This window comes from Algoriphagus boritolerans DSM 17298 = JCM 18970 (genome assembly GCF_900108085.1).
GTDB lineage: Bacteria > Bacteroidota > Bacteroidia > Cytophagales > Cyclobacteriaceae > Algoriphagus > Algoriphagus boritolerans.
This window is the reverse complement of record NZ_FNVR01000013.1, coordinates 82968-102242: the sequence shown is the minus strand read 5'-3', so window position 1 is coordinate 102242 and position 19275 is coordinate 82968. Positions and strand designations below refer to the sequence as shown.

The following is a 19275-nucleotide window of genomic DNA, read 5'->3' as shown; positions in this document are numbered from 1 at the left end:
TCATTCTTCATTCAACATTCCAATCCTCCTCGGCACCAACTTCCCCTTCCTCACCATACCACTGCGCCGAGGTCAATGGCCTTTCGATCTTTTTTTACCTTGGGTTCCGCTAGCGCTCCACCCAAGGCTACCAACCTGGCGTACCTACGGCACGCTTTCGTCTCAACCATGATTTGACTACGCACACCTTAGCAAATAACAAGAATTTCATTAGAAAGGAATTAGATTTTTTTAATTTCAAATCCTATGACGGGAAGTACATCTTATGAAATAAGTATACTTAATTCGGATTCCGAACATTATCTATATGGTTTTGCTACTCCAAGCGGTAATTTCAAAATTGTGGAGCATTCGCTTATCGAAACAAGAGATGAGAGAAAAGTATACAACTTGGGTTTCGGAGATTTTAATGCCGAAACTGGACAGGTGATTGATGACGAGGTGTTTAATAGAGGAGATGGGAGAATTATCCTCAATACTGTCTTATCAACAATACCGCTTTTCTTCGATCAAAACCCAAGTGACGCGCTTATCGTGCAAGGAAGTGATAGTCGTGATGACTTTCCAGATAAATGTCGACTTACCTGTAGAAAAAGCTGTACTGAAAGATGTAAGAAACAACATCAACGAATTAGAATTTACTGTAAATTCTTGGATAAAAATTTTAATAGCTTAGTAAAAACTTATATTTTCTTCGGGCTATCTGAATCAAAAACGCTTGATTTTGAACAGTATATACCAGGTAAGGAATATAAAAGTGTTTTGATTTATAAAAAAAAGTAATCAGTTTTGAATCGCTTTTAAACGGATAAGAAACATGGAGAAAAAGAATAAAGACCAAGTAGTAGTTAAAAGCAGCATTAAGGCTAAAAAAGAGCTGCAAAAAATTGGAGCATCCCTGAAAGGTAAGGAGCTTTTTAAGCAAAAAGTGGACAACGCGAAGAAAATCCTAGCGAGTATTAAGTCATTGCCTGTTTGATTGTATTTACTTGCATCGAACTCTAAAGAAAGTTAATGATTTCTCTAGCGCATTCGAAAGACTTGCACTTTTTTTATTTTGAAAATAATTGGCCCTTTTTTCAACTCTTTATCAAATGAATTTCCATCCAAATTCCCCATTCCTTATTCAACATTCAACTCCTCCTCGGCACCAACTTCCCCTTCCTCACCATACCACTGCGCCGAGGTCAATGGCCTTTTAATCTTTTTTTACCTTGGGTTTCGCTAACGCTCCACCCAAGGCTACCAACCTGGCGAACCTACGGCACGCTTTCGTTGTAATCCAACTAGCCTATCGCCTCATATCTGATTACCATTCCAGATTTGCCCGGTTCTTAAATTTCTCTCATTTTTCGAACCAAGCTGTTCAATTTGCCCGCTGCGCAAGCTCCCTCTCCTCAAGGAGAGGGCTGGGGAGAGGTTGAAAAAAAGGCACTGCCTCCTCGTAGAAGTAAAATTAAATATCCATCAGGCTCACCACATCTTTCTTCAAATTGGACCCCAAAGTTCAATTTGCTCGCTGCGCAAGCTCCCTCTCCTCAAGGAGAGGGCTGGGGAGAGGTAGACCAAGGCAGGTTCCCAATGCCCCACTGGCGCCAGTCTTCAGACTGGTGCCTTCCTATATGCAGTCTTCAGACTGCCCCTACTATTTTCAGGGATTTGCAATCCCGAAAACCACCGCGATTAGTGTACAATATCGAGGGCTTATCATCAGATTTTTTATCCAGCAAATCCTTTCCATTGCGCTGGCAGTGACAGCTCTTTCCAAATGAGCATCCTGAGCCAGCGCTGTCTCCCGTTTTCGTTTTTACCCCGGGTTGTCACCCGGGGTTATGAATAATTTGACCCATTCTGGGTCATGACCTCTAATTCAGCTTTTCCGCCGCCGTGCGTTTCGTCAAGCACGGCTGTTTTTTGGCTCTTGGGGTCCCGATTTTATCCGGATGCAATCAAGAAGGCCTTCCATAGACTTTGCAATCCGAATCCTAACTTTTGAGGTTTTTTCCCTTACCCTTGCACCCATTGCTGCCGGAAAATCAGCCCGAATTCTATAACCTACAAAACATCCTTACTAAAAAAGGAGCTCTTGAGCTCCTTTTTTAGTTTAAAATCAACTAGTATCGAAAACGGAATTTGCAAAGTAGTTACCCGGCGATGTGATCGTTTTTCATATCTTTTGGAGTTGGTTTACTTGTTCTATCCAAGGCTTTCTGAAAAGTATAGGTTTGATTTACAAATCAATATCCTCTAATTTTTTCAATTCGTTTTCCATTTCAAATTAGAAACGACCTTATTTGCAAATTCAAGTTTTTCCGGAAAAAGTACCTTTTTTGAAGATTCGCTCAAGGAGGAAACCTTTCGGATTTTTACCCCTAGCTTTTCTGCTCCTTCTAACTTTTGGTTTTCCATTTGAACCTTTATCACTTCCCCTCTTTTCCTTCAAGCTTTATATCCTGGCAGACATAATCCAGCAACTTGCATGGATCTTCATCAATAGCTTTGGCAATTAGGTAAAGCTCTGCGGCTGTAAGTTTGGTTTTGGGATTAATTGTCAGCTCGCTTAATCTGGGTGAACTCAACCCTGTTTTTCTAGCTACTTCTGATTTATTGATTGATTTTCTTTGAAATACTTCACCTAATCGAGTCATTTTCTGTCTTTCTTTATACTAAGGTATAAAAACTTTAAAAAATTAAAGATAATCTAAAATAAATATTTTTGAAATTTAGAAAATCTTTACATATTTACAGAAAATCTTATAGTTTTATGGAAAGAAACAAAGGTGACACGGAGGAAAAGCCCATTCCAATCCTTATTCCAGAGGAAGAAGCCCAGCGATTTCGAATTGCTTTAATTAGACTTTTGGAGAGGATTGAGGTTCAGGCAAGCGATCAGGTACAGCTGGATGACATCAAGGAAGTCTTTAAGCTGTTAGAGCATTTTTCAAAACAAGATTAGTCTATGAAAAAACTTGGTATTACATACAGCTTCTTATTGGTCCCCAAGAATTTTGGGCTGAATGGAGTGGGTAAATTGATACCAGTCTTTTCAGATTGTGTTATTTTGAATGAAGACCGAAGGGAACTGACGGGATACGACCGCCTATTTCCTCTGAAACCTAAGAACCCTATTTGAACACCTTTTTTTCTCCCTGATTGCCTCGCCTCGGCGAGCGACCACTATTGATCAGGGAGTGACGCAAAACCCGATGTACACGGGAAATCCTCAAACCTATTTTGTTTGCCGCCTTTTCAGAAGGCATGGTGGAAATGTTTATTTCCTTGTTGTACGAAGTACTAAGTACCATAACTAATGTACAAAGTACTAAGTGCCATGTACCAAGATATTTGGAAAACGGACTGAAATCCGAAATCCGCAATTTCAAATTCACCTGAAATGAAAGTACTGTTCAACATTATCAATCCTATGGGAGTCCAGGTCTCCTTCAAGCAGATTCAAAAGAACCTGATTAAAAACCCTACCTGAATTTCTTTTTTCCGATAAAGAGGATGCGCAGCCTCGAGCAGATCGGTTACCATTCACTCACGTCAGCAAGCTTAGAATAGCTGGTCGCGCTGATAATTCATTCTATTTATTCATTAGTTGTATTGACTTGACTCATACGGAGGCAGGGAGGAAGAGTATTGGGTAAATTCTTGAGATATGCTTCGCGAGATACTTGTTGAGATACGCTTCGCGAGATAGGGGAGCGCAATTGGTTCGAATCTCTAAAATCTCAATTTGAGATTTTGGAAGTTCAGAATAAATCTAGCAGTAGCTAAATATCTCACTCCGAGGTACGAGGAGTGTATTTTGCGCAAGCCTATTTCGCATTAGCGTATCTCAGCATAGCTATTATCTCGCGACCGAAGGGAGCTTATCTCGCGTCAGCATATTTCGCGCTAGCGTATTTCTCTTCACTCTTCCAGTCAATCCGACTACTAACCACATCAAAGCATGAAAAATTTTCTACTCACATGCTTCCTGGCATTGCTATGTCTGAAAATTGCGGACTTTCTGGTTTCAATACCATTGAAATTCCTCCTTGTCCGACTTAGAAACGCCACAGTTGGGAAGCCTATTTCGCCCGACGGAGGAGGGCATATCTCGCCCAAGCGTATTTCGTCCCGATTTCCCGGGACTTATCTCATCCACTTCAATTACTAAAGAAATGAACACACTACTACTTATTCTACTTCTTGGTTGGAGTATAGAAATCCCATCGAGCAAAGTTGCCGATTCACCCGGGGCTGAACTTCTTAATAGGTCAGATAGCCCCCATAGGGGAGGAGCAATCCTTCCCGATACTTTCCTTAAGTATCCGAATGGAGCAGAAGTCTCAATGCTTCCACTACACAGCAGTGGACTGTCGACCGTCGACGGTGGACCTATTCTTCGGCCTCCCGTCTTCAGTCTTCCATCTCAGATTGATTTTGGTTTAGTTGATCAGCACCTTGATCCGGGTGCAGGGGAGGGGTCTTCCAGTCTCCAACCCGCCCCGGTCACGGTCTCCGCTCCTAATTATAAGACTGCCACGTCGCTCTCAGGAGCTCCTCGCAGTGAAGATAACAGACAATTGTCTGCCGTGACGGATCCAACTCCCCAACTTTCATTAGAGTTGAGTGGAGATGAAGGTTCCAAACTTGCACCTGACAGCCGTGGACCGTCGACGGTGGACCGTGGACCCAAGTACGAGACTGCTTCGCTCCCTACTTCCACTTCCGCCACAGCGGGCAGGCGCAGTGACGTCTCAAGTCTTGCTTCTTGTGTCTTGCATCTTGCTTCTTCAACTCCCGCCCCTCCCGAAAGCTATCAGGATCCAGTCACGGTCACGGACACTTTGAAAATCCCGAATGCCTACATCTATGGTGAAGTGGTCTCATTTACTCCAAACGATACGGCATACATCACAGTATGGCAAAGGTTCATTCACGAAAAACAATGGAATCCAGCACCGGTCCAAAAGAAATTCCCTCTCCAAATAGGTAACCTGTTTGAAGGGTCTTACGGAAAGCGTGTTTTCGAATTGTCACTTCCTGTCGATGATTCCGTATCTGTTTTTTCCCTGAGTCTTGACAGATATCCTATTCTGGAAAACTACCTGCTTGAAGCAGGAGACAGCATCAAAGTTTTGATAGACTTAAGAAAAGGTCAGACGCTGTTTGTTGGACCTACCGGTGCTAAGTACCAAGCTCAGCATTTAATCTATCAATTGCTGGAAGCCACTCGGCAGGATCAGAATCCGGTAATGGTGTCCACACCTGCGGGCGTGGAGCGGATGGTTGCCAGTAATACAGAAATGTACCAAAAGGCAATACATCAAACATCTTCCCTTCGGAAAAGCCTGCGGTTTATCCAGACCAGAGCTGATTCCCTACATCAACTGAGCAGCCAAAAAGTTGATTTTTCTTTCCAGCATCCAGCCTGGGCTTTGTATGAGTCGCAAAAACAAATCATGGGTGCTCAGTTTGCACAGATCATTCCTTCGAGGATTGTTGGCCATCAGCTGCTTCCGTTTTTTCGGTCTGCAAGATCTTACGCGGATTTGGGCCAACCGGTATTTGAGCAGCTGCCAACGCAGGTCGCCTCATTGTTGCAGGTACAGGAACGCTATGGTTGGGATGCCCGTGCTCCCGAACTTATCGAGCTCCTTTTGCACGAACGGTACCTAATGGCCTTGCAGGAAAACACAAAACTGTTCCCCCAATTTGATCAGATAGACTCAGATATTCGGGATAGGCTGTATGCCCGATACCTGATCAGCAATATCGAACATCGGGCAATGAGTCAGGAAGCCTTTGAGCATGCTGCCAATACAGTCACCACTCCATGGATCAGGGAGCTGATCACCCAAATGCAAAAGCATCTGGTGGTCGGTGCCGATCTGAGTTCACATACTTTTATCGGATTTGAAGGGAATCCCGTCGCGATAAAAGACTTTGAAGGTAAACTTGTCTTGATCAGCTTTTGGCTTTCGGGATGTGTTTACAGTGAGGCAGAATTTGAAAAAGTAATCCTTCCAACCCAAGAACACTTTAAGGATAATGAGGAGGTGGTTTTCTTATCTGCCTCTGCCGATCCCCGTCATTCGGTCTGGAAAAGCACAGTTGAAAGCGGAGAGCTTACCTCCGAATATTCACTTTCGGTCTATGCAGGACCTGAAAATCCCATGATTCGGGGAATGGGAATCCGTAGCTACCCAAGAAAAGTCCTTCTCGATACAGCCGGCCGGCTTTTGGGGTTCCAGGAACTTCCCAGAAATGCAGAGGATTTGATCCGGCTCATCGAGCAAAAGCTTACATCCGTTCATCCAACCATAACACACATCCAATGAAAATTTTCTATACCCTACTTCTTTATCTGGGACTGGCGATTACGCCTTTGATAGCCCAGACCTCCTATACTGTTTCCGGTGTGGTCACCAGCGAACAGGATAATACTACCCTTCCGGGAGTCAGTGTCCTGATAAAGGGCAGTACCACCGGGACTGTGACCGATGAAACCGGGCGATACAAACTTTCCATTACGACTGAATCGGCAACGCTGGTTTTTTCTTACCTGGGATTTACGACGAAAGAGGTCTCATTGAATTCAAGTAGATCAGAAATTGATGTGTCTCTGGCGCCACTGGACATGGAGCTGAGTCAGGTGGAAGTATTGGCCACAGGCTATCAGGAGATTCCTAGAGAGCGGGCAAATGGTTCATTTGTAGGCATAGACAAGGAATTGGTCAACAGGCGGGTGAGCACCGGAATTCTTGAGCGCTTGGAAGACGTGACCCCGGGATTAATATTCAACAGGGAAGGCGATGAATTTGAGGCAATTAGCATCCGTGGCAGATCCACCATTTATGCCAATGCTCAGCCCTTGATCGTGGTGGATAATTTTCCTTACGATGGTCCCATCGAAAACATCAATCCCAACGATGTAGAAAGTATGACAGTGCTCAAAGATGCTGCTGCCGCTTCCATTTGGGGAGCAAGGGCAGGAAATGGGGTGATTGTCATCACGACCAAGCGGGCAAAAGCAGGCCAAAGTTTCCGCGTTTCATTTAATGCCAATACCACGGTGGCTGAAAAGCCGGACCTTTTTTACAATCCCAAAATGGAAGTGTCCTCGCTGGTTGACCTACACCGGGAGTTGTTTGAGCGTGGAAATTTCAATTCAAATATTAACTCAAACAACAAACCACGGGTAGCACCGGCAGTAGAAGTACTGTTGAAAGCCAGAAATGGTGAAATAAGCCAGTCAGAAGCTGATCAGTTGCTTGAAGGTTTTAAAAGCCGTGACTTCAGAAATGACCTCGACCGCTATTTTTATCAGCCTTCTGTCAATCAGCAATACGCGCTGAACCTATCAGGTTCGGGAAATGTGCATCAGTATAATTTTGCGCTGGGCTACGATGCCAACAGCAGCGAGGTGGTGGGGAATTCAAACAACAGAATTACCCTCACTCAAAATAATCAATGGAAGCTACTGGAAAACAGGCTCGAACTGGGTGCAGGAATTTATTGGGTTCAAAGTAACAACAACACTACGACCGACCTCGCTCAGGGATGGATTTATGACCGAATGACCGATGAAGAAGGGAATCCACTTGCCATCAGTCGATCCTATTCAGACCGCTACATAAACAGCATCGAAGCAGAGAGAGCTGACTTATTGAATTGGCGTTATGTACCGCTGGACGAAATCGGTTTGCTCGACAATCGTAGCAGGACCAATGACCTTCGACTGAATGCAAATATTGGTTATCAGCTGTTTCCGGGATTCAAAGCAGAGGTTCGATACCAATACTGGAATAATCAAGTTGAAACAAGAAATCATTCCCCACAGGAAACATTTTTTGTGAGGGACCTGATCAATCAGTTTTCGGAATTTGATCAGGCAGGATTGCTCACCCGAAGGATACCTTTGGGCGGTATTTTGGATCACAGCACGGGTAGGGGAGATAGCCATTCCCTTCGGGCGATGCTCAGCTATGAAAAGTTGACAAAAACTGGGAATAGAATTAATGCCATCGGTGGATATGAGATCAAATCACTCACTTCCTATCAGGATGCGATGCGATATTTTGGCTACGATGACCAATTAGGACTCAGCAGTGCGGTGGATCCGACGACCAGATTCCGTCGTTTGTATAATAATGCCCTAGCCACCATACCCGCAAATCAATCGCACAGGGGAAACACTGATCGGTTTATATCCTACTTTGCCAATGCCTCCTATCAGATTGATACCCGCTTCAATTTTTCAGCCAGCACTAGAAAAGATCAATCCAATCTCTTTGGAGTCAATGCCAATCAACGGGGAGTTCCGCTTTGGTCTATTGGTGGGGGATATACAATTTCAGAAGAGAAATGGTATCGATTTGATGCCTTGCCCTATTTAAGGTTGAGGATGACTTATGGCTACAATGGTAATTTTGATAACCGGGTTTCAGCCTTTACCACTGCGCGATACTCTATTTCTCCTTCCTCTACTATCCCAAATCTTCCTATTGCAGCGATCATGAGTCCACCCAATCCCAACTTGGGCTGGGAAAAAATCAGGAATATCAACCTGGGATTAGACTTTGGATCAAAGAATGGCAAGATCTCCGGGACCTTTGAATTTTACCAGAAAAACGGGGAGGATCTGATTGGGGACATTGAAGTTCCAGCCTCTACAGGATTTTTCAATTTCCGGGGAAATTTTGCCAATACCTCGACAGTAGGGTATGATTTGAATCTCAATGCCCTAATCATAGACAAGGGGGTAAAATGGCGAACTGATTTCTTCTGGAGTTTTGTGAAGGAAAAAGTAACCCGATATGATTTTACTCTGCCTCCGGCCAACTTCTTCAATACCTCAGGGATAAACCCTTATGTCGGTAGGCCGCTTTTTGGTGTTTATGGTTATCCATGGGCAGGGCTTAATCCTGAAAACGGGAATCCTATGGGATTTCTGGATGGCATTCCGAGTGAGGACCATCGGGGTATCCTTACTTCCATCACTCCTGAGACACTACATTATGCCGGGCCGGGTCGTCCGGTTCATTTTGGTTCCTTACGAAATACGGTATCCTGGAAGGGATTTGAGTTCTCTGCCAATATCAGTTTCAGATTGGGATATTATTACAGAAGATCTTCGGTAAGCTATAACAACATTCTCACAGGGACTTTTGAGCATGCTGACTATGAGCGGAGATGGAGGGAAATGGGCGACGAAATGGTAACCTCAGTACCTTCCATGCCGTCGGTACCAAATTCTTTTCGGGATGCATTTTACCTCAACTCCGAAGTCCTTATAGAAAAAGGAGATCACATCAGGCTTCAGGATATACGCCTGGCTTATTCCTTTCAGGAAAGTGGTCTTGCGGGCGGTATTTTCCGGAACCTGTCCCTGTATTCCTATGTCAATAATTTGGGAATCCTGTGGAAAGCCACAAAGGATGAGTTGGATCCGGATTTCAGAACGACCCTACCAAAGCGCTCCATCGCATTTGGAGTGAATTGGAATTTCTAATCACAACAAGTTTAAAAAGGTGTTAAAAATTAAAGATACAATAAGATGAATCAATTTATAAAAGTACTCTTTGTCCTGTATTGCTTTGTAGGCATATCAGGATGTGAAGGTTTTTTGGATGAAAAGCCGAGCAAAAGTTTAGTGGTTCCTGATACGTTGGAGGATATTCAGGCGCTTTTGGATGGCGATGCTTTAATGAATATTGATGCGTTTACGCTCTTTCTCCAGTCTGACGATTTTGAATTGGAAGCACCGGGTGTAGCGCAACTTATCGATTGGCAGCGGAACGCGGTATTTTGGAAAGGGGAAATAGACAGTCCTACCGGTGTTACTGCTGAGTATTTTAATATTTATAGAAAAATATTTGTAGCACATTTCGCAATAGAAGAATTGGAGAAATTCTCTACCGGTAAAAGCCAAATAAAAGATGATTTGATGGGCCAGGCTTTGTTTTACAGAGCTTATGGTTACTTCACCCTTGCTCAACTCTTTATGCCGGACTATAGCAAGGGAAAGGATATGGATGTAGGAATACTTCCATTGCGGTCTGTATCCCAGTTGGATGTAGCTGTTCCTCTGGCAGCGGTTTCACAAATTTATTCCGAAATCGTAAAGAATCTTGAGCAGGCGCTGACACTTCTGCCAGACAAAGCCAAATACCAAACGAGACCGTCTAAAGTGGCAACTCATGGATTATTAAGTCGTGTGAACCTGGCTATGGGGGATTATGATAAAGCACTGGTAAATGCCCTTGCCGCATTGAATATCCAATCAGAATTAATGGATTACAATTCGATAGATCCGGTAAATACTTATCCGATACCGTTTCTGAATGAAGAAATTGTATTCAACGGAATTCAAAGCGCATACTCTTTCTCATTTTCCACTAACCTTCTGGTAAATTCTGAAATCTATCAAAGTTATGATTCCATGGATTTAAGGAAGGTCCTTTATTTTACGATCAACAGAGATGGATTACCCAATTTCACAGGAAGTTACAATGGGAATTTTGAGTTGTTTTCTGGGATTGCTGTGGATGAACTTATACTTACAGCTGCTGAGTGTTTGGTAAGAGCGGGTGAGGTCCAGAAAGGGATGGAATATTTAAACAGACTTTTGGAGACCAGGTGGGTCACGGGATCATTTGTTCCGTTTGAGACATCATCTTCTCAAGAGGCATTGGAAATTATCTTGTTTGAAAGGAGAAAAAGTTTGTTGTTTAGGAGTACAAGATGGTTGGATCTGAGACGCTTGAGCAATGAACCCTCATTTCATAAACCAATGGCCAGAGAAGCCGGTGGATTCAGTGGTAAATTGGATTTAAGTCAGACGGCATATGCTTTGAAAATTCCCGCCAGAGAATTGGATTTTGAAGGAGCTGGGCAATAAAAAAGAGGGGCGAAAAATGCCCCTCTTTTACCTGATTGCCTGATGCAAATTCTATTTATTACACTTCTGTCAATTTGCTTGCATGAATTACATTGAGTTCCTTTCCACTGTCATTTAGTGGGTCGATAGGCATTCCAAATTGATTTGGAGCATCCACTCTACAGTTTCTGGAAGGATTGGATTCACAGGAATAAGTATCCGGGGCAGGATCTACACCTGTGAGGTCATACCAGATTCCAGTGGTCGGGTCTTGACCATATTGCTGGACTGGAAGAGCTGCGTAAACGCAAAAGCGGCTACAGCAGCCAAGGCGAAAACACCGCCTCGTACGAGATTTAACACTGATTTTTCCATAATTTTGGTTTGTTGATTTAAGTAAAATTTTATTCAACTCCGGTCGCTTGGTGTGATGCTGCAAGACCTATTGCAGCTTTACCCATTCCGAGAGGGGCGGCCGGATTTACACTGATCCGCGCGTATCAGGTAGTACCCCCTGCCGTTGTCCGGCAACCACCTGGTGGCTTCACGGCCCGTGTTGTTTTTTCTTCTTAGCGATTACCTGCTCCCGGCATTTGCGTTTGCAACGTTTGCCTGGCTTGTATTTTTAATATTCCTTTTTCTTTGCGCTGGCATCGGCATCCTAGTTCTATTGGACATCCTGCGCCAGCGCTTGTTCCGGTTTACATCCTTTTCCCCGGGTTCACACCCGGGGTTATGAATAATTTGACCCATTCTGGGTCATGACTTCCAATTCAGCTTTTCTGCCGTTATGAGTGTCTCTACTCAAGCCATTATCCATTCAATTTTTCAATTCCTGCACTGAGCTTGTCGAAGTATTCACCAATTAATCTATTCAACTTCCCTTAATCCAATCTTCCCTACCTCCTAACCCCCATACTTCCTTACCTCCCAATCTCCCAACTTCTCCATCCCACCACCGAAATTCCCAAAAACACCAGATTCAAAATCAAATGCTGTCCCCAAGTCAGGGAAGAAATAATTTCCCCACAGGTACATGGCATCCTTTCTGTAAAACCCAACCAAACCCAAGCGACATATCCGGTGAAAGCAGACATAAGGATTATACTTAATATAAATCCTGATCTTCGAAATGATGGAATCAAGAGAGTAATGGTGGCTACAAATTCAATAACTGGAAGCCCATATAGTAATGCTTCTGTTGCTATGCTGGGAAACCATTGATTATATAAAGAGAATCTAGTCTCATTCCAATTATACAATTTGCTAATAGCAGTATAAGCAAAGAGGAAAGCCAATACCAATGATGAGATTTCTTGAAGAAGCAATCTTGTGTTTACATTATTTTGAATCAACCTAATTTTTTCTACCATAATCATTCGGTTTTAAGTTTGAATTTTTGTTTTAATATGCATGCCTTTTAGGAAAAGCTCCCACCCAGATCAGACGGACATAGGTGATAAATACCGTCAGTAAACTGCCCATGTATGCCCACCAACGGGACGCTGAAATGAGTAGGAGCAGGGCGAGTAGCAACTCTACTACGGAGACGGCATAGGCCAGAATTTCTTCAAGTACATTCGGCATGGGCTGATTCTTTAATTCCCTGCAGCTCTCCTGAAACCTGATTAGCTTATCTAATCCTGTATAGGTCCAATGGATGAGTAAAATAAAACTTGGCAGAATTTTCATTTGGATTGTTTCAGTCATTGGACGAAATCTAGCCGTCAAAAACTCTTTCTGCTACGTCAATTGTCGGTTTTAGGCTTTTGATACCTTTTAAACCGACATTTGTCGGTTTTTTCACTTAATTCCTTAAAAATTCTCCCCTAAATTTTGAAAAGTTGATTTCTACAAATTAGATTAACATTGTAAATTTAGTTTGAAAGTTCTGATTGACTGCTTTTTCACCCCGTTGAGACCGATTCTTTTAATTAAATATATAAGTCTAATGGAACAGGATTATACTTCTTTAATGATCAGGGACTATGATCAACTAGTGAAGCTTCCAAAAGAAGCCTATGATTTGGTGATTCCAAATTTAATTTTGGTAAACCTAAAGAGAGGAACCGTGATTAAAAGTCAGGGTCAAGTAGATCGAGTTAGCAGGTACCTATGTGAGGGTTTTATTGGAACGTACAGGTTTCAAGATTCAGAGCAGAAGTTGTTCACTATCTATAAGAAAACTGATACTGTATTTGATGAAACATCATTTAGATCCGGTCTACCTAGTGAAACAGTGCTAAAATCGATTTCAGATGTGGTTTTCTTGGAATATTCCGTCGATTCCGAAAGTAAATTATTACAGGAGCACCCTTCTTTTACAATTCTAGCACATAAAGTGGCACACAGAATTACGGAAAGGAACAGCAAGGTTCATTCTATAGCTAAATTGGGACTCGAAAAAGGATATGAGATTCTGATGAAGGAATTTCCCGGACTGGAGGCTCATATTACAAATCTCGATATAGGATCGTTCTTTGGTGTTTCTACGCGAACAGCTGAGAGATGGAAGCATAACTTAAAAGGAAAAGGTCATGACTAGCCTTCAATTTCCTGCAGCTCTCCATATGCAAACGGCCTCTTTGGACACCAAAGTCCTCCGTTGGGCATGGTCAGCAGGATTATTTGAGACGCATGCTGAACTTGAGCGCTGCCGTATTCAGAAGATCAACTGGTTTGCCGGTTACCTATTTCCAGAAGAGAGCGAAAAAAGAATGGAGTTTATTATGCGGTTTTTTCTCTGCCTGTTTCTCTTGGATGACTTATTGGACCATGTATCGGAGCAGGAAGGCTTTAACTTTCTTCGTAGGCTGATGCTCATGTCTTCTCATTCAGAATCGCCCCGCCTACATGCATTGGGTTCAGCATTGCTCCTTACACATGAATCATTGGGGAAACTCGGCCCCACTGAACAATGGAAAAGGGAGTGGATTGAAACTTGGACCCACTATATCGCTGGACTACTCTGGGAAATGAAAAACAAATCCTGGAGTCAAATGCCCAGCTTGGAAGATTACCGATTCTATCGGCCTTTGAGTTCGGGAGCTTTTTTGGCTATTCACCTTTTAAGGCCATCTGTTTACCCCAATGCCTGTGAGGCCGGACTGTTGGAACTTGCTATCGCAAGACTGATATGCCTTTCCAATGATTTGGTGTCCTTCGAAAAGGAATCTTCCATTGGTGACTTCCACAATGAACTGATAATTCTAAGGTCTGAATTGGGTGATAAAGTGCAGGCCTGGGCATCGATGGAAATTCGCTCCGTACAAAAACGGATCCATCTACTGGCAAGGGGTGTCGCTTCCCAGTCAACTGCCTGCAGAACTTGGGTCGAGTGTCTTTTTTTGCTGGTTGGAGGTTGCTTGGCCTGGTCTGATGAAACCAGTCGGTATGTGTCCTATGTCAATGGAACATTAAGACCCAATTAAATGGAAGGAGGGAAATCATGCTCAGAAAACGCTGTGTCATCTACCCTAAAGACATTCAGGTCATCACCGGAAGAAGTGAGCGCTATTGCCATTCCATGATCAAGAAAATCAAGAAATTCTATGGAAAAGGGGATCATCAATTCATCACCCAAGAAGAATTTGCTGACTTCTCTGGAATACCGATAGAGCAAGTTTCGAAATATATCTACTAAGGATCGCAATCACATCACTAAATCCAAGTCTGTTTTTTCCTTCTTAGACCTAATTCAACTAAGCACATCCGGAGTGAATTCAAGGTACTTGAAGCATATCATGAAGGTATCATCTTTGACTCTTCTTTGACTCTTCTTCGACTCATGCCTGACTTTTGCCAAGAATTGATCCGGATAAAAGCCAACTTAAAGACAACATTCACAACCATTTCTATACCTAAACCTGCGATTTATGGCAATTTCAATTGAAAATTTCATGGGAAAAGCATCAGGAAAGCTGGGCAACCTGATCATCTATCAGCGAAACGGAAAAGTTTGCTTTCGCTCCAAACCCAAAAAATCAAAAGTCCCCCCGTCTGATAGGCAAATTTATCAACGGAAAGCATTTTCACAGGCATCTACCTTTTTGGCCCCGATCCGTTCCGAACTTGAATTTGGGTTTTCGGGGATAACAGGTGATAAATCCAAACGATATGGAAAGGCTCAATCCCTGGCAGTTAAGAAGGCCACGCTTTCCGATAATGGGGAACCCGTCCTGGACCCCGAAAAAATTCAAACCTCGATTGGAGATCTGTTGCCTCTCGAAGACGGTCGGGTCTTATGGGAAAATGCCAATACGATTCAATTGACCTGGAGACCTAACGCCTTTGAGGGAAATGGAAGAGAAAGTGATCAGATTTTTTATTTGGCCTACGACCCGGAGGCTCAACAAAAATGGGCTGTGTTGGAAGGTGTCTATCGAAAAGCTGGTAGTATGACCATTCAATTCCCATGGTCAGGACCCTTGGAGGGTAAATTCTATCATTTCGTATCCTTTTATACCAAGAGAAAAGGGCAGATTGAGTTTTCGGATTCGGTTTGTTTGGGGAGAGTCTAAAGTTCAGATTTAAGTGTTAGATGGACTAACCAGATTGGATATTTTCAGAATTTCTTTCCTTGGGAAAATTCCCAAAAAAGGAAAAATCATTTAGTAATTTATCGAATTGTTGTAGAGTTTTCAATGAAAAGCACGTGTAAAGTTGAAATCGTTTTAACTTTATTCTTAATTATTATGAAAAAGAAAATCCTTCTATTGAGTTTGTTGGCCATTGCGTTCTTCTCCTGTGATAAAGAAAATGATACTCCGGCCTTATTTTTTGAGGGTACCTATCAATTGAGTAGGTCAGATGAAGCAGAAAGGCCATATTTTTTTAAAGTAATGACATTCTCTATGGCTGGCGAGGTATTAATTGAAAATTTTGTACTTGGAGTGGATTCTGATGAACCCTGTTTACAATCGTATGATGAAGGTACTTATCGCTTAGTCGGAGAGGCTTTTAAATTGACGCTTAGTTCCTCCTTTGGACCAGATCCGGCTGCTTTTGAAATTACGCAAGGCTGTGTACCTAAAGAAAGTTTGGTGAACACCCTAAATACCGGCAATATGGAAAGAAATGGCAGGTTGATTTTTGGAGATTCAAAAGAGAGTTTCTCACTTGCATACGAGTGCAAGGATATGCTAAATACAAATAGTATCTGTTTGGGTCCCCAGACCTATGAAAAGATAAATTGACACAGAAGATTCTAATTGAATACCTTTTAAAAATCAAGCATAAAAGCGTTTTCCGTAAAAAGCCTCCTATATCATTGCGATGGCACTAGACTCATTTTCCAAATTAAGAATTGGTCCAGCCCTGATGACGTTTATTCCAATTTTTTTAACACAGCTTTAAAAAGCTGGGTTAGCAAAGATCCTGCCTTCAGCATTTTAACCCAATCAAAAGCCCAATGGGTAAAGCGTCATTGGTTGAATTTTCTAACAAGCCCCATTTTACATCAACAAATTTCCTGAAAGATTTCTACCTAATCGGCGAAGGAAGGGCCCTGCAGGATTTACGGTTTTTGGTGCTGTGGAAAACCGTTAAAAAAACAGGTTAGCTTCCGAGGGGACAAGTCATTAATAAAATGCCCAGTGGGCATTTTTAGACTTGGGCAAGGTTGAAGGGTAGGGAGATCCACCTGTTTTTAGGTTTGGAGCAGCGCCAAAAATCCAATCGCCCACACCTAAATGATCAGCAGAAAACACCACCGATTGGAAGTAAAGACTTGGGCCCTTGGTTTTTGGTTACTTTTTGCTTCAAAAAGTGACGAAGAAAAAAATATCCAAAGCATCAAATCCAGCCAAGGTGGACAAATTACCAGAATTATCAAAACAAACATCCTATTCCATTGTGCTGGGATCAGCACTCTTTTACAAATCAACTTACCCGGCTAGCGCTGTCTTCCCCGCACATTTTTACCCCGGGTGGCAACCCGGGGTTATTAAAAAGTTCGAACACTCCGTGGTCAGTTCCATCAAAATTTCCCACTAGTCAAACCCCCTGTTTTCTTGCAAATGTTCACTAGGAGGGCGCGGTGGCTGACGCAAAAGCGGGCCGGCGTTCGGGCTTGAGGGCTGAAGCTTTCTTGCGTCTTGATTTTTTTTCTTGTCCGCCGTGGCGGAGTCCTTTTTCATCAAGGAAAAAGAACATTGAGAAAACAGCAATTGATGGTGAAATGTATCTTTCTCACTGGTTTTTCCTTCATACCTTCAATACCTCCTCGGCATCAACTTCCTTTTCCCCACAATATCTCTGCGCCGAGGTCAATGGCTTGATAATTTTTATTTACCCAGGGTACCGCTACGCTATAACCTAGGCTACTTACCTGGCGTACCTACGGCATGCTTTTTTCCTGCCGTGAGTCCTTCAGCCAAAGGTAGATCATTAAATATTTTCTGCATTTTCTGCAAAAAACTCCATAATCTCATTTTTTCTGAAAAAGAACCAATTTGACTCCAATTGGCAAAAACCGCACAGACCGCACATTCAATTGATAGTCAATTTACTAGCCTACATCTTAGCTCCATGTTTCACTTAAACCCATATACTTATGGCAAAACAGACAGGAGTAATTACACTCAAAGGACCGGTCGGGAGACTGTCCTTCTATAAAAGCCGTAACGGCTACCTCGCCCGGGAAAAAGGTGGGGTGGAAAAAACCCGGATCATGAACGATCCCCGATTTGCCCGAACCCGGGAAAATATGCGGGAGTTTGCCGACAACGCTACTGCTTCCAAGCTGGTGCGGGATGCCTTGCGACCGGTTATCTCCAAGATCGGGGATCGGAGACTGAACCTTCGGATCACTCAAGCTTTGATGCAGGTGCTGAAAAGCGATGAGGTTAACGTCAGAGGTGATCGGAGAGTGAAGGAAGGAGACTGGAACCTGGTCAAAGACATGGAGATGAACTCAGGATCTTCCCTGGGAAGCACCCTGTTTTTCGAACTTCAGTTCAATGACAGTCCTGCTTCCTGGGAAGTAGTCCTTCCGGCCTTTACCCCGCAGGATATGATCGCAATTCCAAGCGGAGCCACCCACTACAGAATCTCGGCCACGGGAGTGGGATTGGATTTCGACTCGGGAAGCAGAAGCCTAAGCGGATCGGGCAGTCCCGTACTTTCCGTACTGGATCCGGCACTGAGCCAGACCTTGACTGTCGACAAAGGACAGTTGAGCGGAACACACTTTGCCTTTGTGCTGAGTGTGGAGTTTATCCAGATCGTCAACGGTGCGGAGTATGCGATCAACAACGGAGCGCATAATGCCGCCAAAATCGTTTCGGTTGCCAAAGCGTAAACCATGCGACTGCTGTTAAAGCGAAGATACACTCCCCGGGGCACTCCGGGGAGGCTCTTCCTGGGTAGACGTCAACTCTGCTTTATCCGCGAAGCTCCCAAATCCTGCTACGATCCCGATTCCTGTTGTCTGGAAGAGGGCGTGTACGAACTCGAACCTGTGCACACGGAGGAGGAAGGCTGGAGAATCCGGGTAGGGAAGAAGGCTTGGATCCGATCCAAATCTGGGGATCGAAACCCCGAAGCAGGGGAACTCTGCCCGGTCACCGAATACAGAGCTGACGGTACCCCACTATTCACCCGATTGGCCTTCCTCAAACTGATGGATGTGCTCAGTGAAGTGTGGGAGCGGGGAGAGGTGGTTGAATTGCAGATCATGTCGGTAGGAGTTCCTTATGTCTTGGAGTCATGTCGGGTACCGTCCTACTCCTGAGCATCATGGGAGCGACAGTTTCGCTCCTGCTCTCGGTGGTCGCCTACTTTCTGAAGTTTCTGGTACAGGACTTCCGGAAGTTGCAGCTGGATTTTCTGGAGATCAAATCCCGTCAGGAAAGCATGAGGGGAGAGATCGACCGGATATCCGAGGTGTTGCTTTTACTCAAAAAGCAGCTGATAAGGAAGATGACGAGGGGACAATGATCAATGGACAATGATCAATTTTCAATTACCAATTATCAATTGAACTCTGAACCTTGAACTCTCTCCATTAACACTTAACGCTTAACATTTAACTCTTAACTAATACACTATGAACATACTCTCAGAAGTAAAATCCCGTGCGATGGCACCAACCCCTCCCTTCTTCCAATTCCTAAAGAAGGCTGGCCTGATCATCGCCGCAGTCGGCATCGCAGTAATTTCTGCTCCCGGAGCGGTTCCCGCCATTCTCCTGACCTATGCAGGTCATGCAGTCACAGCCGGAACCATCCTGGTATCCGTCAGTCAACTGACCGTGGATGAGGCCAAGCTGGAGGAAAGGTTGCTTCAGTCGGTGAAGTAAGTCTATAAAACCTGAATACTTTAAACCCGGGCAGGAAGTCTTGCCCGGGTTTTTTATTCCCTGCCGCTTTGTAGCACCTGTCTTCAGCCTGGTGCCTTCCTAT

The 19275-nt window shown here is 43.7% G+C and carries 20 protein-coding genes; 16 read left to right on the top strand and 4 right to left on the bottom strand.

What is annotated here, in order from left to right:
- The first annotated feature begins 246 nt into the window (after positions 1-246).
- Positions 247-783: a DUF6934 family protein gene (locus tag C4S61_RS12695; protein WP_103925176.1), complete on the top strand. Its 537-nt coding sequence runs from the start codon at positions 247-249 to the stop codon at positions 781-783.
- A 34-nt stretch (positions 784-817) separates the two neighbouring features.
- On the top strand, positions 818-979 hold the full coding sequence (locus tag C4S61_RS21865) for a hypothetical protein (RefSeq protein WP_160111245.1): 162 nt from the start codon (positions 818-820) through the stop codon (positions 977-979).
- A 1441-nt stretch (positions 980-2420) separates the two neighbouring features.
- On the opposite strand, the gene C4S61_RS12690 is transcribed toward C4S61_RS21865, so the two are convergent.
- Complete coding sequence (locus tag C4S61_RS12690) at positions 2421-2648, bottom strand: helix-turn-helix domain-containing protein (RefSeq protein WP_103925175.1); 228 nt, start codon at positions 2646-2648, stop codon at positions 2421-2423.
- A 116-nt stretch (positions 2649-2764) separates the two neighbouring features.
- On the opposite strand from C4S61_RS12690, the gene C4S61_RS12685 reads away from it, so the two are divergent.
- The 5 genes from C4S61_RS12685 (at position 2765) to C4S61_RS12670 (ending at position 10894) form a co-directional block, all read left to right on the top strand.
- On the top strand, positions 2765-2956 hold the full coding sequence (locus C4S61_RS12685) for a hypothetical protein (protein ID WP_146064396.1): 192 nt from the start codon (positions 2765-2767) through the stop codon (positions 2954-2956).
- Positions 2957-3955: 999 nt separating this feature from the next.
- Positions 3956-4165: a hypothetical protein gene (locus C4S61_RS21675; RefSeq protein ID WP_146064395.1), complete on the top strand. Its 210-nt coding sequence runs from the start codon at positions 3956-3958 to the stop codon at positions 4163-4165.
- Positions 4166-4169: 4 nt separating this feature from the next.
- Positions 4170-6332 (top strand): TlpA family protein disulfide reductase, encoded by a 2163-nt coding sequence (locus C4S61_RS12680; protein WP_146064394.1) that lies wholly within the window; start codon positions 4170-4172, stop codon positions 6330-6332.
- Positions 6329-9505 (top strand): SusC/RagA family TonB-linked outer membrane protein, encoded by a 3177-nt coding sequence (locus C4S61_RS12675; RefSeq protein ID WP_103925172.1) that lies wholly within the window; start codon positions 6329-6331, stop codon positions 9503-9505. The genes C4S61_RS12680 and C4S61_RS12675 overlap by 4 nt, the downstream gene beginning before the upstream one ends.
- 45 nt (positions 9506-9550) lie before the next feature.
- Entirely contained in the window at positions 9551-10894 is a 1344-nt protein-coding gene (locus C4S61_RS12670) for a RagB/SusD family nutrient uptake outer membrane protein (RefSeq protein ID WP_103925171.1), read from the top strand.
- Between the two features lie 210 nt (positions 10895-11104).
- On the opposite strand, the gene C4S61_RS22505 is transcribed toward C4S61_RS12670, so the two are convergent.
- From C4S61_RS22505 to C4S61_RS12655, 3 genes are all read right to left on the bottom strand, one after another.
- On the bottom strand, positions 11105-11236 hold the full coding sequence (locus C4S61_RS22505) for a hypothetical protein (protein ID WP_262495020.1): 132 nt from the start codon (positions 11234-11236) through the stop codon (positions 11105-11107).
- Positions 11237-11796: 560 nt separating this feature from the next.
- Entirely contained in the window at positions 11797-12246 is a 450-nt protein-coding gene (locus C4S61_RS22330; protein WP_103925169.1) for a MauE/DoxX family redox-associated membrane protein, read from the bottom strand.
- 31 nt (positions 12247-12277) lie between these two features.
- The gene (locus C4S61_RS12655) at positions 12278-12583 is read right to left on the bottom strand and encodes a MauE/DoxX family redox-associated membrane protein (protein ID WP_103925168.1); all 306 of its coding nucleotides are present in this window, start codon (positions 12581-12583) and stop codon (positions 12278-12280) included.
- Between the two features lie 241 nt (positions 12584-12824).
- On the opposite strand from C4S61_RS12655, the gene C4S61_RS12650 reads away from it, so the two are divergent.
- From C4S61_RS12650 to C4S61_RS12605, 9 genes are all read left to right on the top strand, one after another.
- On the top strand, positions 12825-13418 hold the full coding sequence (locus C4S61_RS12650) for a Crp/Fnr family transcriptional regulator (RefSeq protein WP_103925167.1): 594 nt from the start codon (positions 12825-12827) through the stop codon (positions 13416-13418).
- Positions 13411-14304, top strand: coding sequence for a terpene synthase family protein (locus C4S61_RS12645; RefSeq protein ID WP_103925166.1), 894 nt, complete (start codon positions 13411-13413; stop codon positions 14302-14304). Before C4S61_RS12650 ends, C4S61_RS12645 begins: the two co-directional genes overlap by 8 nt.
- 17 nt (positions 14305-14321) lie before the next feature.
- Positions 14322-14516, top strand: coding sequence for a hypothetical protein (locus C4S61_RS12640; protein ID WP_103925165.1), 195 nt, complete (start codon positions 14322-14324; stop codon positions 14514-14516).
- Between the two features lie 232 nt (positions 14517-14748).
- A complete protein-coding gene (locus tag C4S61_RS12635; protein ID WP_103925164.1) occupies positions 14749-15393 on the top strand; it encodes a DUF6266 family protein in 645 nt (214 codons plus the stop codon).
- Between the two features lie 174 nt (positions 15394-15567).
- Positions 15568-16068 carry a hypothetical protein gene (locus C4S61_RS12630; protein WP_103925163.1) on the top strand — a complete coding sequence of 167 codons (501 nt, stop codon included), beginning with the start codon at positions 15568-15570 and terminating at the stop codon, positions 16066-16068.
- Between the two features lie 1358 nt (positions 16069-17426).
- Complete coding sequence (locus C4S61_RS12620; RefSeq protein ID WP_103925161.1) at positions 17427-18173, top strand: hypothetical protein; 747 nt, start codon at positions 17427-17429, stop codon at positions 18171-18173.
- Between the two features lie 3 nt (positions 18174-18176).
- A complete protein-coding gene (locus tag C4S61_RS12615; RefSeq protein ID WP_103925160.1) occupies positions 18177-18605 on the top strand; it encodes a hypothetical protein in 429 nt (142 codons plus the stop codon).
- On the top strand, positions 18581-18811 hold the full coding sequence (locus tag C4S61_RS12610; RefSeq protein ID WP_146064392.1) for a hypothetical protein: 231 nt from the start codon (positions 18581-18583) through the stop codon (positions 18809-18811). The genes C4S61_RS12615 and C4S61_RS12610 overlap by 25 nt, the downstream gene beginning before the upstream one ends.
- 109 nt (positions 18812-18920) lie before the next feature.
- Positions 18921-19172, top strand: coding sequence for a hypothetical protein (locus C4S61_RS12605; RefSeq protein ID WP_103925158.1), 252 nt, complete (start codon positions 18921-18923; stop codon positions 19170-19172).
- Positions 19173-19275 lie beyond the last annotated feature (103 nt).